This window comes from Rhizobium album (assembly GCF_003122325.1).
GTDB classification, from domain to species: Bacteria; Pseudomonadota; Alphaproteobacteria; order Rhizobiales; family Rhizobiaceae; genus Metarhizobium; species Metarhizobium album.
In genome coordinates this window covers 1-12830 of the sequence record NZ_QFBC01000039.1, presented here as the reverse complement: position 1 = coordinate 12830, position 12830 = coordinate 1, and the positions used below count along the sequence as shown (strand labels likewise).

Here is a 12830-nt window from a genome sequence, read left to right as displayed (position 1 = left end):
ATGTTTATGCCGATAGCGCCTATCGCGGTGACCATTTTGGCAAGGCGGTCATCGCGAAGGGTGGCACGCCGCGTATTGTCGCCACCGGCATGTGGGGACGCGACGAAGCCGAAATCCGAACACGTCTCAATGCCTGGAACCAGCCGATCCAGCGTATCCGCGGTCGGATCGAGAAGATCTTCAGGACCTGGAAACGAAGCTACGGTCTGCGCCGGATGCGATGGTGGGGACTTGCAAAGGCAGGCGTGCAAATTCGCCTGACCGCCATCGCCTACAATATGAAACGGGGTTTGCAGATCATTGCCGCGGCCGGATAGGCCGTGGAACCACACGCAGGGCGCTCCGCCGCCCAACCAGGACGCACCAGAGCGCTAAAGGTCAACGCATGCCGCCGAAAGCCTAAGAAAATTCAGGAAATTCAGCCGTCTATAAATTTCCGCGCAAAGGTCTCGAACAGGCGAATCCATACGCTGCATCATAAATCGGACGCGCGGTTTGTGCTAGTATTATTAGTCCAAACAGCACGCCATGTCGGCAACTGAAAACGCCCGATAATGCTCGCTTATCGGTCACTTATTGCAACTCGGATAGCAGTCTGTCAAATCGGCAAGCACGAGGACGTTATGCGGATACACGGGGCCGGATTCTCACCAGATCCGTCAGTTTTAAACGGGCCTTCATAGTTGACATGTTCATGCAGCGTAAGCGGGTATCGCTGGGCCATGACTTCCCCAAGGTGAGATGATCCATGGCCATGGCGGCATCGAAGAAGGCATCACCATCTTCACCAAGCGGGGGTCGAGAGCTTGCAGAAATTCCTCGCCGATATCCCTACCTGGGAAGGTAGGTGTTCGGCAGTTCCTCGTCGACGAGCAATGCCATCAGCAAAAGATCGAACGCATTGTGTGTAACGAGCCGAAATCATCACCCCTGCGGTCCGCGCCGAATGGATATGTTCAATTTCGTGGAAATGCAGGCGATCGGAGCAGACTTTCGTTGGTGGTTATCTGCTCAGAGTTTGCCTTCACGGATAAGGACTGCCACGGCTTGAGATCTCGTCGCGACACCCAGTTTCTTGAGACATTCGCTGATGTGATATTTGACCACCCGCTCTGACAGATTGATGATGAGGGCAATATCGCCATTGGACTTTCCGCCCGCAGCCCATTTCAGAATTTCAAGCTGGGTGCCGGAAAGCCGACGCACATGCACGCTTTCGTCAACTGACGCTTTGACCCGGCAGAGACCAAGGACTTCCGCCTTCAGGGCGGCGCAGTTTGCGATAACCGTCAGGGCGTGGGGAACCCATTCAGCGAACACTTGGTCATGATGGCACTCAACAGAGACGCTGCTGACAGTGCCTGGCAGCCGAGAGAGAGGCAGGGCGAAACCACCTCGCAAGGGCGTGCTCGTGAGGAATTCCATGTAGTCTCTTTGACGACGGTCGGGATGGATATCGTGTACGCTCCACCTGAACGCTCCATCTGCCCGGGCCGCTCGCGCAAGCGTTGGATCGACATCGGCCCAGCACCGCCGCTCATAATCGAGCATGAAAGGTTCTGGCCAGTTTGTCAGTGTCGGATTAAGCGCAAGTTCGTGCTTGTCGGCCTTATGACAGGCAAGATTGAAACTGTCGAAGCCGAAAGCCTTGAAAGAGGTTTCGAGGTTGCGAAGAAGCTCTTTTGCGCTGGATGCCTGGCCGATGAGTTCGGTTGCCTGTGACAAGCTGCTCATGACGTCGAACGTGAGGTCTCCATCCGTTTTTACCATCCGCACCTCCACGGTATCAACAGACACCCCCTATCCCTAAATTAGGGTAGAAACATTAACAACTGGCTAACAGGTCAGATGGCGGTTTTGCGGCGACCATGTATTTTCCCAGCACTTGGACCGGGTCTTCGGCCGAATTGCCAAATTTCGCAATTATCAAATGGTATAATGGAGTGTAGGGCAAGGATGTTCGGTTTGATCACAACGTCGAGCACAAGTGCAACGCTCTCTGCAATAAAGGAGGCGATGGCCTTCGTCGGGTTCACTCTAGATGGTGTTGTAAAATCGGTTAAACCTGCATTCTCCAATTTCTTGGGCTATACGCAATCCGAGCTGATCGGTTTGACCTATGCGAAGCTTTCGGCAGATGGTTCAGGTGGTCTCAGATTCTCGGCTCTCGGCCAGGAAAAAAGGGTAGCGGGTCAGTTTGGATTTTTGAGCAAGGCCGGTTTTGTCGTCTGGTTGAACGGCTCGTTCCTCCCATTGGTGCGCCGCGGAAAGACTGCGAGCATTGCGCTTGCAGCGGTTGATATCACCGAAAGCAAGGTAAAGGCAGACGATTGCCTTGAAGGAGGTCAATATCGCGGTGAATACGATCGATCAGATCACCCAGCAGAACGCTGCGATGGTGTTGCCCGCCGCCGCGCCGCCGGTCGCCACCCGCTTTCTCATTTGAAGGTTGTTGCAGCGCGGTGATTGATTTGGCCGCAGGCTCCGGTCGGCCGCTTTCGCCTCAAATTCCTTCCGCAATGTCCTCCATCTCTCCGCCCATCAGACACTGGTCAAAACGAAATGAAAAAAAGGGTTCACCTCCACCAGCTCCGCATTGGAATGTATGTCGAGGAGGTGGAAGGGAGAGGGCGTGACTGGCGTGAATGTCCCGGTGCTTTTCTGATCCGCACGTCAGAGCAGATCGAACGTATCCTGCATTGCAACGCGATGAGCGCGGTCATCAACGTCGACAAAGGACGTGACGTGGAGGGAAAGTCGATCTCGGAATTTTCGCAAGCGCAGATCGATCATGAAGCAGAGCTGCTCCGTGACTTTTCTCTCGAAGAGATCCAGCAGGCCAAATCAACGATAGCCAATACCGCTCCAAAAGTTCGGGAACTACTGCTTTCTGCGCATGGGCATGGCACGATAAGTATGGCGTCTGCGACCGAGACTGTCGGAGAGATCATGCGATCGACCCTTGGACAGTCCGGTGCCTTGATCGGCCTGACAAAGCTGAAGAGCAGGGATGAAGGAACCTTCATTCATTGTCTCGCCGTCAGCGCATTGATGATTACCTTCGGACGGTCGCTCGGGTTTGGGGAGGATACCGTTGAGTTGCTAGGCGTTGGTGGCTTGGTCCATGACATCGGAAAGATGACGATTCCAATTTCGATTCTGCAAAAGGCTAGCAAACTTGATGAGAAGGAATTCCAAGTCATCCGCTCTCATCCCGACCGCGGTTATCATCTCCTGGCCCAGATAAAAAATACCTCGCCATTAATACTGGAGGTTTGCAAGCACCATCACGAGAAGTATGACGGATCTGGCTATCCGAATGGTCTTAGGGCTGACGAGATCCCATTTTCAGCCCGAATTGCCGCCATATGCGACGTCTACGATGCGCTGACAACCATACGGTCATATAAGAAGGCCTGGATACAAGCGCAGGCGGTGGATTTGATGCTGAACGCCCGCGGTCATTTCGATCCGAAATTGTTGCGGGAATTTGTGGCCCGGCTCGTGATCGATGGAAAGATCTGAACGCGACCTACAAATAATATTTGAGACTGAGCTTATCGGGGACGTGTAATGGGAAGGGCTAAACATCTAGGACATAGGGTGATAGCGATTATGGACCGCGTCGGCGTCGCGCCGCTGGTTCGAAACTATCATCTTTTCTACACTTGTGTCGCAAACTCAGACCCGGCTATCCGTAAAGCAGTCCGTGATCTGGGTCGCTTTCCCTCTCAAAAAGAGATCGATCGTGTCATCGATCAATTCTGCCCGGAGGCGAACGACTCCTACACCATGCGCACGCACCAAAACATATTCCTCGGGACCTTGGATGAATTTGTCCAACGGTTAAAGAAGGAGGGTGTGGAGCTTTCTTCGTTCAACGACGTAATCGGCCGGGTCACGAATTCCTTGGCGCAGCCAGCGGGTGGGGGCAGGCTAACTCAAGATGTTCTATCGAAAATTGCCGAAATTCTCTCTGAAGCGGGAAACAGACGCGTCGTCGCCACGGAATCTCTGTTGAGGCAACTGCAAGAGAATCGCAACGAGGTTGATGCTCTCAGAAGCGAGCTAATTGAACTCCGAAAGATAGCAAACACGGACTCACTGACGGGGCTAGCCAATCGCCGCGCTTTTGACGACAAGCTGTCGCAACTGATGGGCCAAAAGACACACTTTGTATTACTCCTGGCCGACCTCGACCATTTTAAGCAAATAAATGATGAGCATGGGCATGCTTTTGGCGATCAGGTGCTCAAGGCTGCCGCACAGGTTCTCCGTAAATCTATGGGAGATGACATATTCTTGGCTCGAACGGGCGGCGAGGAGTTTGCAGCGATCGTTCCTGACGCATCCCCGGATCAAGCATTTAGAATAGCCGAGCGGCTCCGATTATCCATGCAGGCAAATCACGTTAGGAAAAATAAGGAAGACGTCGCCGTCACGATCTCCGTCGGGCTGGCCCAATCTCGGTCGTTCGCTGCGTCAAACGATGTGTACGAAGCGGCCGATATGGCACTTTACCAATCCAAGCACGCAGGCCGAAACCGTGTTTCCGGTCACGTCTCGGCAAATGAGATAACATCCGATAACAGGTATCGACTATATAGCGGCACCGACAGTTAGTAACTGTTCAATCGCCGTGCCGGCTTTTGATGGTGATGGGAACAGAGGCGGCCCGGATGGATCACGTGGCGGAAAGCTGAGTATAGCCTTTGAACAGCATGTAGCCGGCGACAATGAAGATGAGCAGGGCGAAAAGCGTGTTGAGTGCCCCCTTTCGGGCTGCGAGCTTGCGGGCGGCAGTGGCGCCAATCAATCCGCCGACAACGCCCCCGCCGATGAACACTGCGGCTAGCACCCAATCGACAAGCCCGGAAAACGCGTAATTGAGCGCCGTCGTCAGGCCGAATGCGGTAACGGCGACAAGGGACGACCCGATGGCAAAGAGGACGGGCATCCCGGTGGCGGCGATCAGCCCCGGAACGATCAGAAAGCCGCCGCCGATGCCGAAGAAGCCTGAGAAGATGCCGGTCAGGATACCGAAGGTCGCCACCTTCGGTGCGTTCTCGCGTGAACATTGGACACCCGGATCGCCTTCGGCGCCGCGCCCCCTGAACATCAGCGCGCCGACGACGAGCATCAGCAGCGCAAAGAAGACGAGGAGGTGCTGGCCATCGACCATCTTGCCGGCGCTCGAGCCGACAAACGCACCGACGACGCCGGCAAGGCTGTAGACCCCGGCGCAACGCCACTTGACATTGCCGAAGCGGGCGTGGCCGAGAAGGTTGGCGAAGGCATTGGCAGCAACCGCGAAGGCACTCGTGCCGATGGCGAGATGCGGATTGGGAACCCCTACGACATAGACCATGAGTGGGACGGCGAGGATGGAGCCGCCGCCGCCAAACAGGCCGAGTGTGAATCCGACAAGGCCGCCCGAGAGCGCGCCGAGGCCATATTGAACGGGTTCCAGATACATGCGCTGCCTTTCGCTGCCCGGTCAGGCGGCCTTTGTCCCGTGACGGGGTGAAACCAGCCATTCCCGGCCCTTGAGCATCGCGTACCAGTAGATCGGCGGAAGCGCTTCGGCCTTGAGATACCAGGCGAGCGAGGAGGGTTTCGTGCCGTCGATCATCCAGGTGGGGAAGGTTGGCAGCAGTTTTCCGCCATAGCCGAACTCGGCGAGAACGATCTTGCCGCGCTCCACGGTGAGCGGGCAGGAGCCATAACCGTCGTATTGGCAGGGCGGCTCCTTTCCGTCGAGCACGGCAAGGACGTTTTCCGCGACGATGGGTGCCTGCTTGCGCGCCGCCGCTGCCGTCTTGGCGTTCGAGGTTGCCGCCGCATCACCCAGTGCGAACACGTTGTCGAAGCGCTTGTGGCGCAGCGTCGCCTCGTCCACCTCGATCCAGCCGCCAGCATTGGCGAGAGGGCTTGTGCGTACGAAGTCCGGCGCGACCTGGGGTGGACAGACATGGATCATGTCGAAGTCCCGCTTTTCGTGAATGACGGCGCCGTCTTCCGTCGTCCGGGCGAAAATGGCGGTCTTCGCCGGCCCGTCGACGGCGACCAGCCGCGATCCGAAGTTGAGGGCCGCCCGATATTTGTCGACATAGGCCATCAGCGCCGGCACATATTCCTTGACGCCAAACAGCACTGGACCCGCATTGTGGAACTCGATCGCCACGGAGCCGATACGGCCCTTGCGGAACCAGTGGTCGCCGGAAAGATACATGGCCTTTTGCGGCGCGCCGGCGCATTTGATCGGCATGGGAGGCTGCGTGAACAAGGCACGCCCGCCCTTCAGGTCCTGGACAAGCCTCCAGGTCAAGGGGGCCGTGTCGTAGCGGTAATTCGACGTGACGCCGTTGTGGCCAAGGCTTTCCGAAAGCCCGTCGATCGCGGCCCAGTCCAGCTTTATGCCGGGCGCGGCGACAAGCATGCGATAGGCGACGCGCCGGCCGTCTTTCAGCTGGACCTCGTTTTTTTCGGGGTCGAAGGCAGCGACTGACGCCTTCTCCCATCGCACCCCTTCCGGCATCACGTCGCTCATCGGCCGAACGGTGTCCTCGGGTTTGAAGATGCCGCCTCCAACCATGGTCCAGCCGGGCTGATAGGCATGCCGCTCGGACGGATCCACGATCAGGATGCCGAGGCCGGGACGGTGCTTGAGCAGGCTGGCCGCCGTTGCGATGCCGGCGGCACCGGCACCGACGATCAGTACGGTGCAGGACAGGACTGGCGAACCGGGGCGGTGCATGTGCAGGCGCTCGGATATGCCGCCGAGATCGTAGCCGACGGCCTTCGCCTGGGCGAGAATGGATTCGGAATTCCGCGTCTTCGCCTCCGCAAGCGCCCACAGTGTCGTCGTGCGCGTTCCGCTGCGGCAGAAGCCGAAGACGGGTTTTGGCATCTGCGCCAGCGCTGCCGCAAATTCGGTAACGTCGACATCGGAAATGGCGCCGCCCGTGACGGGGATGTGCCGGAAATCCATGCCTGCCGCCTCGGCCGCCATCCGCACCTCCCGTGCGGTGGGCTGGCCGGCTTCCTCGCCGTCCGGCCTGTTGGAAATGACGGATCGGTATCCTGCCGCCGCGATCTCCGGAAGATCCGAAAGGGCGATCTGCGGCGAGACGGACAACGTATCGGTAAGTCTGCGGATATCCATGGTTCCTCCCAGGTTATCGGGCCGCCGAGACCGGGCGGCCCAAGGTCAGGCGATAGGCGGCCATGCCGGTGAGCATGGCGACGACGAACAGGCCGACCTCCCAGCGGCCCATCGTCAGGGCAGCGATAGCCGGACCGGGGCAGAGGCCGACGAGCCCCCAGCCGAGACCGAACAGCACGGCGCCACCGAGCAGCGCTCCGTCGAGGCGGCCGTTGGCAGGCACGTGGAACCGGTCGTCGAAGGCAGGCGCCGCTCGCCGCCCGCGGATGCGATAGGCCAGCCAGGACGGTATCAGCGCTCCGCCCATGACGAAGGCGAGAGATGGGTCCCAATGACCCGTCACGTCAAGGAAGGCGAGAACGCGGGCAGGATTGATCATGTCGGAGACGACGAGCCCCGCGCCGAAGAGGAGGCCGCTCGCGATGGCGGCAAGGGTTCTGGCGAGCATCAGGCAAGACCTCCCGTGACGAGGCGGACGGCGAAGACGGTGGCGGCCGCGACAGCCATGAAGACCAGCGTGGCGGTCAGTGAGCGCGGCGACAGCCGCGCCAGACCGCAGACGCCGTGTCCGCTCGTGCAGCCCGAGCCCAGCCGGGTGCCGAAACCGACCAAGAGGCCGGCGATGACCAGCAGAGGCACGGACGAGGTGACGGCGATCTCGGGGCGGCGAATGAACGCGGCGGCCAGGGCCGCGCCAGCCAGGATGCCACCAAGAAAGCCGAGACCGAGCTTGCTGAAGCCCATGCCGGTGAGTCCGGCGGCCGATGCGGCCAGCCCGGAAATGCCGGCGATGCGACCCGTGGTCAGAAGGTAAAGGCCGGCCGACAGGCCGATCAGCACGCCGCCCGACAGCGGCCAGAGGACATTCAGGTCGCTCATGCCGATCACAACGCGTTGAGAGGGATTTTGAGATATTGCACGCCGTTGTCCTCGGCGGGCGGAAGCTGGCCGGCGCGCATGTTGACCTGCACGGAGGGCAGGATCAGTTTCGGCATGGCGAGTGTCGCGTCGCGCTCGGTGCGCATCTTGTAAAACTGATCTTCGGTGACGCCATCACGAAGGTGGATGTTGCCGGTCCGTTCGGCGCCGACGGTGGTCTCCCAGGCATAATGGTCGCGGCCAGGTGCCTTGTAGTCATGGCAAAGAAACATGCGGGCTTCGTCAGGGAGCTTTGTGAGGCGCTGGATGGAGCGGTACAGTTGACGGGCGTCGCCGCCGGGGAAATCGCAGCGCGCCGTGCCGTAGTCGGGCATGAACAGCGTGTCGCCGGGAAAGATCGCATCGCCGACGACATAGGCCAGGCAGGCCGGCGTGTGGCCCGGCACATGCAGCACCGTGGCCTCCATCTGGCCGATCCGGAAGCGGTCGCCGTCATTGAACAACTGGTCGAACTGGCTCCCGTCGCGCTGGAACTCGGTGCCGGCGTTGAAGATCTTGCCGAAGACCTGCTGCACGCGGACGATCTCGCGCCCGATGGCGAGCTGGCCGCCCAGCTCGGCCTGCAGGAGCGGCGCGGCAGAGAGGTGGTCGGCGTGGGCGTGGGTTTCGAGCAGCCACTGTACTTCGAGACTTTCGGATTTTATGTAATCGATCAATGCCTGGGCGGAGGCATTCATGGTGCGTCCGGACGACGCATCATAGTCGAGAACGCTGTCGATGATGGCGCAGGCCCTAGACTGCGGATCGCGCACGACGTGGCTGATGGTAAAGGTCTGATCGTCGAAGAATGACGTGACAACCGGGCTTTTCGTCTGATCTGCGAGGGCGGCTTCGATGATCTCGCGGGCATGGTCGAGGGGAAGATCTGCAGCAGGGCCGTTCATGGCGATGTCCTCCGTGGTTGATTTCCTTAAAAATACATATTTACAGTAATTATGCAATTATGTATTTTCTAGCCTTGCAAACAAACTGCGGCTATCACGGGTCATCCGAATGCAGTCAGGATTCCGACCATGACCGAAACGAGCCTCCTACCACCCCCGCGCATCAACGATGTCGCGCCTGGATTTGCAGCCCGCTCTACCGCCGGGCCAATCACGCTTTCGGCGTTTCGTGGCCGCTGGCTGCTCTTCTTCTCGCATCCGGCAGATTTCACACCGGTCTGCACCAGCGAGTTCATCGCGCTCGCCCGCGCGGCGGCGGACTTCGAGGCGCTCGACTGCGCCCTCCTCGGCCTCTCCGTGGACAGCCTTTATGCCCATATCGCCTGGCTGCGTGACATCGAGGCGCGGTTCGGGGTGAAGGTCACCTTCCCGCTCGTCGAGGACAGCGCAATGGTGATCGCCCGCGCCTACGGCATGATCGACAGCGCTTCCGAAAGCAGCGCGACCGTGCGCGCCACCTATGTGATCGATCCGCAGGGCGTCATTCGTGCCATCATATGGTATCCGATGAATGTCGGCCGTTCGGTCGATGAACTCCTGCGTCTTGTGGCGGCCCTCCAGGCTGCCGAGCGTCAGGATGCCTCCACGCCCGAGGGCTGGCGGCCCGGGGATGCGCTTGTCGAGCAAGCACCCGTCGTCCTGGCGGATGGCGACAAGCCGGCTGCGGGCGAGGCCTGGTACTTCCGGGAGAAACGGACATGAACGGAAAGCCGACCGTCTCCGTGGAGACGATGATCGTCAAGGCACCAGAAGCGGCTGATTTCATGCGCCAGTTCAGCAATGCGAACCGTCTCATGCTGTTGTGCCAGATCGCGCGTGAAGAGTGCTCGGTCAGCGATATCCAGGCGGCGCTCGGCATCAAGCAGCCGGCGCTCTCCCAGCAATTGGCCGAACTGCGGCAGGCTGGACTCGTCAAGACGCGGCGGGAATCGCGCCAGATCTACTATTCGATCGCCGATGGCCGGGCCGAGGCCGTGATGAACCTGCTGTTCAACCTGTTCTGCGGCGTGAAGGCGACGGCTCACGCCGACTTTGCGGCGGCAGTGACCGAAGGACAAGACGCCGCGGCCAACGCGATGGCCAGAAGAGGTGATTCCGCCCATTTCGCGCGCATCGTCCGCACGGAATAGTCTCGTAACCGTGCAAGCGAGGTGATCCGTGACCGCGCCCCCATCGTCAGGTCCTTCAATACACCTCGATGACGGTGAAAATATTGATATTTGCCGGATGGCGGCGACACACAACCAGAAATTTCCCGAATTTTATTGAAACACCAATTCGTTAGCAAGTGTCTAACTGGCCATGTGGCGCGCGTTGGCGCGCACGATTATCCTCCGATAACTGGGAGGAAAGCGCAGCATGGATGTCAATATCATTGTGTGAAGAAGATGGGCTCGGAAAATGAAGTTGAGAATTTGTTGAAGGTTAACGAGTCGCCCTATGCTGAAGCGTGCGAAGAAATCGCCCGCAGGCTGTCAGCTTCGTCGCGGCATCACCTTGAAGATGAGTTCATCCGCTACGCCCTCGACAGCGCAGCAATCGTGGTGAACACGGACGTTCAAGGAACGATTACGTTCGCCAACAGCAAGTTCTGCGAAATCAGCGGCTATTCGCAGGTCGAGCTTGTCGGGTCCAATCACCGGATGTTGCACTCCGGCACCCATGATAAGGCCTTTTTCAAGGCGATGTACCGCGAAATCGCCCAGGGCCGGAATTGGCATGGCGAGATCTGCAATCGCCGAAAGGACGGTTCGCTCTACTGGGTTGACACCACGATCGTTCCGCATGTGAATGCGCGCGGCAAGATCGATAGCTACACCGCGATCCGTTTTGACATCTCCGAACGAAAAGAGTTGGAATGCGCCTTGCTATCGAGCAAGGAGCATCTCAAGCAGATCGCCAACATCGATCCGTTGACAGGCCTCCCCAACCGCCGGTACTTCCAGGAGCACCTGGAAACGCTGGTGTCGGAGCACGCGGCCGGCGGCCAGTCTTTTCATTTTGGCCTGATGGATGTCGATTCTTTCAAGGAGATCAACGACTCCTTCGGACACTACGCCGGCGACGTTTTGCTCCAGAGCGTCGGTGGGCGGCTGCGGCCGCTCGGAGGTGACCGGCTGTTCATCTCGCGTGTCGGCGGAGACGAGTTCGCGTTGATCCTCGTCGGAGCGTCGGACGAAGAAGCCTCGCTGTTCTTTGAATGCGTTCTGGAGACAATTCGGGAGCCGATAGCGATCGGAGCGACCACGCGCCGCTGCTCCGCCAGTATCGGCATTGCCGCCTGCCCCCGCGATGCTGCAGATGCGGAAAGCCTGATCAAGGCCTCAGATCTGGCGCTCTATCAGGCGAAGGCCCTCGGTCGCGACCGCGCCGAAAAGTTTCAGCTGCATTTGCGCGAATCTGCAGAGCGGAAGGCTGCGTTCCTCGAAGAGATCGGGAACGGGCTCAAGCGCGGAGAGTTCGAGCTGCACTATCAGCCGATCGTCCTGGCGCGCGAGGCCGGGAAATTCTCGCTTGAAGCCTTGATGCGTTGGCGCCATCCGCGGCTTGGCCTGCTGGCTCCGGGACAGTTCGCTGAAGGCTTCGAAGACCAGGCTGCGCGGGCCGCGCTCGGCATGTTCATGCTCGAGCGCATATTCCAGGACGTCGCAACGTTCCGTGCGCAGGGCCTGCCGTTGCGCCGCGTCGCCATGAACCTCACCAATTCGGATTTCCGATCCGACGTCTTTCTCGACCGCTTCTTCGAGCTCTGCGCAGAGACCGGCATTCCGCCCGAGCAATTCTGTGTCGAGGTGACCGAAGGCATGTTTCTCGGTCTCAACCAGAAGCGCGTCGGCTCCGGATTGCGTCACCTGCACCAATCCGGAGTCGAAATCGCGCTCGACGATTTCGGGACGGGCTACGCTTCGCTCACCCATCTGCGACACCTCCCGATCGACCGGCTGAAGATCGACAGGAGCTTCGTCGCAAATATGGCGACGTCGCCGGAAGATCGGGCGATCATCCGCGGCGTCATCGATATTGCGCATAGCCTCGGAAAGGTCGTCACGGCCGAAGGTGTCGAAACCGTCGATCAGGTCAAGCTCCTGCATCGGATGAAATGCGACCTGTTGCAAGGCTGGTACTTTAGCAAGGCGTGTCCGGTGGCCGATCTTGCGCACGTATTGTCAAAGATGCCGACGGTTAAGGGACACGCCCCGCACCGACCGGCAACAAGGCATGCGGCAAGCGGATAGTCATGATCGACCTCGCGAAACGCCTCTCGCGAACCCGCCTTGCCGATCGTCGTTCCGAGGGTGCAGATGGCTGCGTCAACCTTCCACCAGTCGGCCTCTTGCGGCAGGTCGTCGAAACGGACGATCGGTGCGACCAGTTTGCGATGACTGGTACTGAGAGGACGGCGTGAGGGGGCAATCACGGTTTCGACCCGCGGATCTTCGAGGGCTTGCGTCAAGAGCTGGTGGCCGCCGAGACCGGTTGCGCCGATCAGCAGAAGTTTCATGTCAAGCCTCCGAAGCTTTCCGGTCCCAGATTTCGTTCTGCTCCTTGCGAACCATGTCCGCCGCGCTCGCAGGGCGGACAGTCCGGTAGGCCGGGTTAACGGCTTCGATAACCTCGATCATCGCTTCGATCATGTCATCGGGATCGTGCTGGCGGTCGAGCTCGCGCACCGGCCAATGCGCGATCACGCGCTCGCCCTGGCCCCACCATTGGTCCATGCTCTCCATGCCGGTGTCGTTGAAACCGGTGCGGAAGGCGCCGGGATTGACGGTCACCACCTC

General features: G+C 59.4%; 13 protein-coding genes and 1 pseudogene. 7 read left to right on the top strand and 7 right to left on the bottom strand.

Going from position 1 to position 12830, the window contains the following annotated elements; translation table 11 throughout:
* Nucleotides 1-317 (top strand): transposase (locus DEM27_RS32985; protein WP_165823735.1); only part of this gene is annotated, 317 nt, incomplete at its 5' end.
* Nucleotides 318-1011: 694 nt separating this feature from the next.
* On the opposite strand, the gene DEM27_RS32980 is transcribed toward DEM27_RS32985, so the two are convergent.
* Nucleotides 1012-1797 (bottom strand): helix-turn-helix transcriptional regulator, encoded by a 786-nt coding sequence (locus DEM27_RS32980; RefSeq protein ID WP_128755626.1) that lies wholly within the window; start codon nucleotides 1795-1797, stop codon nucleotides 1012-1014.
* 51 nt (nucleotides 1798-1848) lie between these two features.
* On the opposite strand from DEM27_RS32980, the pseudogene DEM27_RS32975 reads away from it, so the two are divergent.
* From DEM27_RS32975 to DEM27_RS32965, 3 genes and pseudogenes are all read left to right on the top strand, one after another.
* Nucleotides 1849-2304 (top strand): annotated as a pseudogene (locus DEM27_RS32975) (hypothetical protein); the annotation flags it as partial.
* A 258-nt stretch (nucleotides 2305-2562) separates the two neighbouring features.
* Complete coding sequence (locus DEM27_RS32970) at nucleotides 2563-3525, top strand: HD-GYP domain-containing protein (RefSeq protein ID WP_109462456.1); 963 nt, start codon at nucleotides 2563-2565, stop codon at nucleotides 3523-3525.
* Nucleotides 3526-3615: 90 nt separating this feature from the next.
* Nucleotides 3616-4623, top strand: coding sequence for a GGDEF domain-containing protein (locus DEM27_RS32965; protein WP_165823733.1), 1008 nt, complete (start codon nucleotides 3616-3618; stop codon nucleotides 4621-4623).
* Between the two features lie 61 nt (nucleotides 4624-4684).
* Here the strand turns inward: DEM27_RS32965 and DEM27_RS32960 are convergent, their stop codons facing one another.
* The 5 genes from DEM27_RS32960 to DEM27_RS32940 are packed head-to-tail and all read right to left on the bottom strand — an operon-like array spanning nucleotide 4685 to nucleotide 8988.
* Nucleotides 4685-5476, bottom strand: coding sequence for a sulfite exporter TauE/SafE family protein (locus DEM27_RS32960; protein ID WP_109462454.1), 792 nt, complete (start codon nucleotides 5474-5476; stop codon nucleotides 4685-4687).
* A 21-nt stretch (nucleotides 5477-5497) separates the two neighbouring features.
* Nucleotides 5498-7165, bottom strand: coding sequence for a bifunctional protein tyrosine phosphatase family protein/NAD(P)/FAD-dependent oxidoreductase (locus DEM27_RS32955; protein ID WP_109462453.1), 1668 nt, complete (start codon nucleotides 7163-7165; stop codon nucleotides 5498-5500).
* A 13-nt stretch (nucleotides 7166-7178) separates the two neighbouring features.
* Nucleotides 7179-7613, bottom strand: coding sequence for a DUF6691 family protein (locus tag DEM27_RS32950; protein ID WP_109462452.1), 435 nt, complete (start codon nucleotides 7611-7613; stop codon nucleotides 7179-7181).
* On the bottom strand, nucleotides 7613-8044 hold the full coding sequence (locus tag DEM27_RS32945; protein WP_109462459.1) for a YeeE/YedE family protein: 432 nt from the start codon (nucleotides 8042-8044) through the stop codon (nucleotides 7613-7615). Before DEM27_RS32945 ends, DEM27_RS32950 begins: the two co-directional genes overlap by 1 nt.
* Before the next feature lie 5 nt (nucleotides 8045-8049).
* Entirely contained in the window at nucleotides 8050-8988 is a 939-nt protein-coding gene (locus tag DEM27_RS32940; protein ID WP_109462451.1) for an MBL fold metallo-hydrolase, read from the bottom strand.
* A 129-nt stretch (nucleotides 8989-9117) separates the two neighbouring features.
* Here DEM27_RS32940 and DEM27_RS32935 point away from each other — a divergent pair, with 129 nt between their 5' ends.
* The 3 genes from DEM27_RS32935 to DEM27_RS32925 all read left to right on the top strand — a co-directional run bounded on the left by DEM27_RS32935 (nucleotide 9118) and on the right by DEM27_RS32925 (nucleotide 12284).
* Entirely contained in the window at nucleotides 9118-9750 is a 633-nt protein-coding gene (locus DEM27_RS32935) for a peroxiredoxin (protein WP_109462450.1), read from the top strand.
* Nucleotides 9751-9779: 29 nt separating this feature from the next.
* On the top strand, nucleotides 9780-10178 hold the full coding sequence (locus tag DEM27_RS32930) for an ArsR/SmtB family transcription factor (protein ID WP_245446299.1): 399 nt from the start codon (nucleotides 9780-9782) through the stop codon (nucleotides 10176-10178).
* A gap of 258 nt (nucleotides 10179-10436) precedes the next feature.
* Complete coding sequence (locus DEM27_RS32925; RefSeq protein ID WP_109462448.1) at nucleotides 10437-12284, top strand: putative bifunctional diguanylate cyclase/phosphodiesterase; 1848 nt, start codon at nucleotides 10437-10439, stop codon at nucleotides 12282-12284.
* A gap of 267 nt (nucleotides 12285-12551) precedes the next feature.
* Here the strand turns inward: DEM27_RS32925 and DEM27_RS32920 are convergent.
* Nucleotides 12552-12830, bottom strand: a 279-nt coding sequence (locus DEM27_RS32920; protein WP_205908984.1) for a hypothetical protein, incomplete at its 5' end; no start/stop codon positions are given.

What these genes read in the sequence shown, in the direction of transcription:
- DEM27_RS32970 (WP_109462456.1), top strand. Translation starts at nt 2,563, where the DNA reads ATGAAAAAAAGGGTTCACCTCCACCAGCTCCGCATTGGAATGTATGTC.
- DEM27_RS32965 (WP_165823733.1), top strand. Translation starts at nt 3,616, where the DNA reads ATGGACCGCGTCGGCGTCGCGCCGCTGGTTCGAAACTATCATCTTTTC.
- DEM27_RS32960 (WP_109462454.1), bottom strand. Translation starts at nt 5,476, where the DNA reads ATGTATCTGGAACCCGTTCAATATGGCCTCGGCGCGCTCTCGGGCGGC.
- DEM27_RS32955 (WP_109462453.1), bottom strand. Translation starts at nt 7,165, where the DNA reads ATGGATATCCGCAGACTTACCGATACGTTGTCCGTCTCGCCGCAGATC.
- DEM27_RS32950 (WP_109462452.1), bottom strand. Translation starts at nt 7,613, where the DNA reads ATGCTCGCCAGAACCCTTGCCGCCATCGCGAGCGGCCTCCTCTTCGGC.
- DEM27_RS32945 (WP_109462459.1), bottom strand. Translation starts at nt 8,044, where the DNA reads ATGAGCGACCTGAATGTCCTCTGGCCGCTGTCGGGCGGCGTGCTGATC.
- DEM27_RS32940 (WP_109462451.1), bottom strand. Translation starts at nt 8,988, where the DNA reads ATGAACGGCCCTGCTGCAGATCTTCCCCTCGACCATGCCCGCGAGATC.
- DEM27_RS32935 (WP_109462450.1), top strand. Translation starts at nt 9,118, where the DNA reads ATGACCGAAACGAGCCTCCTACCACCCCCGCGCATCAACGATGTCGCG.
- DEM27_RS32930 (WP_245446299.1), top strand. Translation starts at nt 9,780, where the DNA reads ATGATCGTCAAGGCACCAGAAGCGGCTGATTTCATGCGCCAGTTCAGC.
- DEM27_RS32925 (WP_109462448.1), top strand. Translation starts at nt 10,437, where the DNA reads ATGGGCTCGGAAAATGAAGTTGAGAATTTGTTGAAGGTTAACGAGTCG.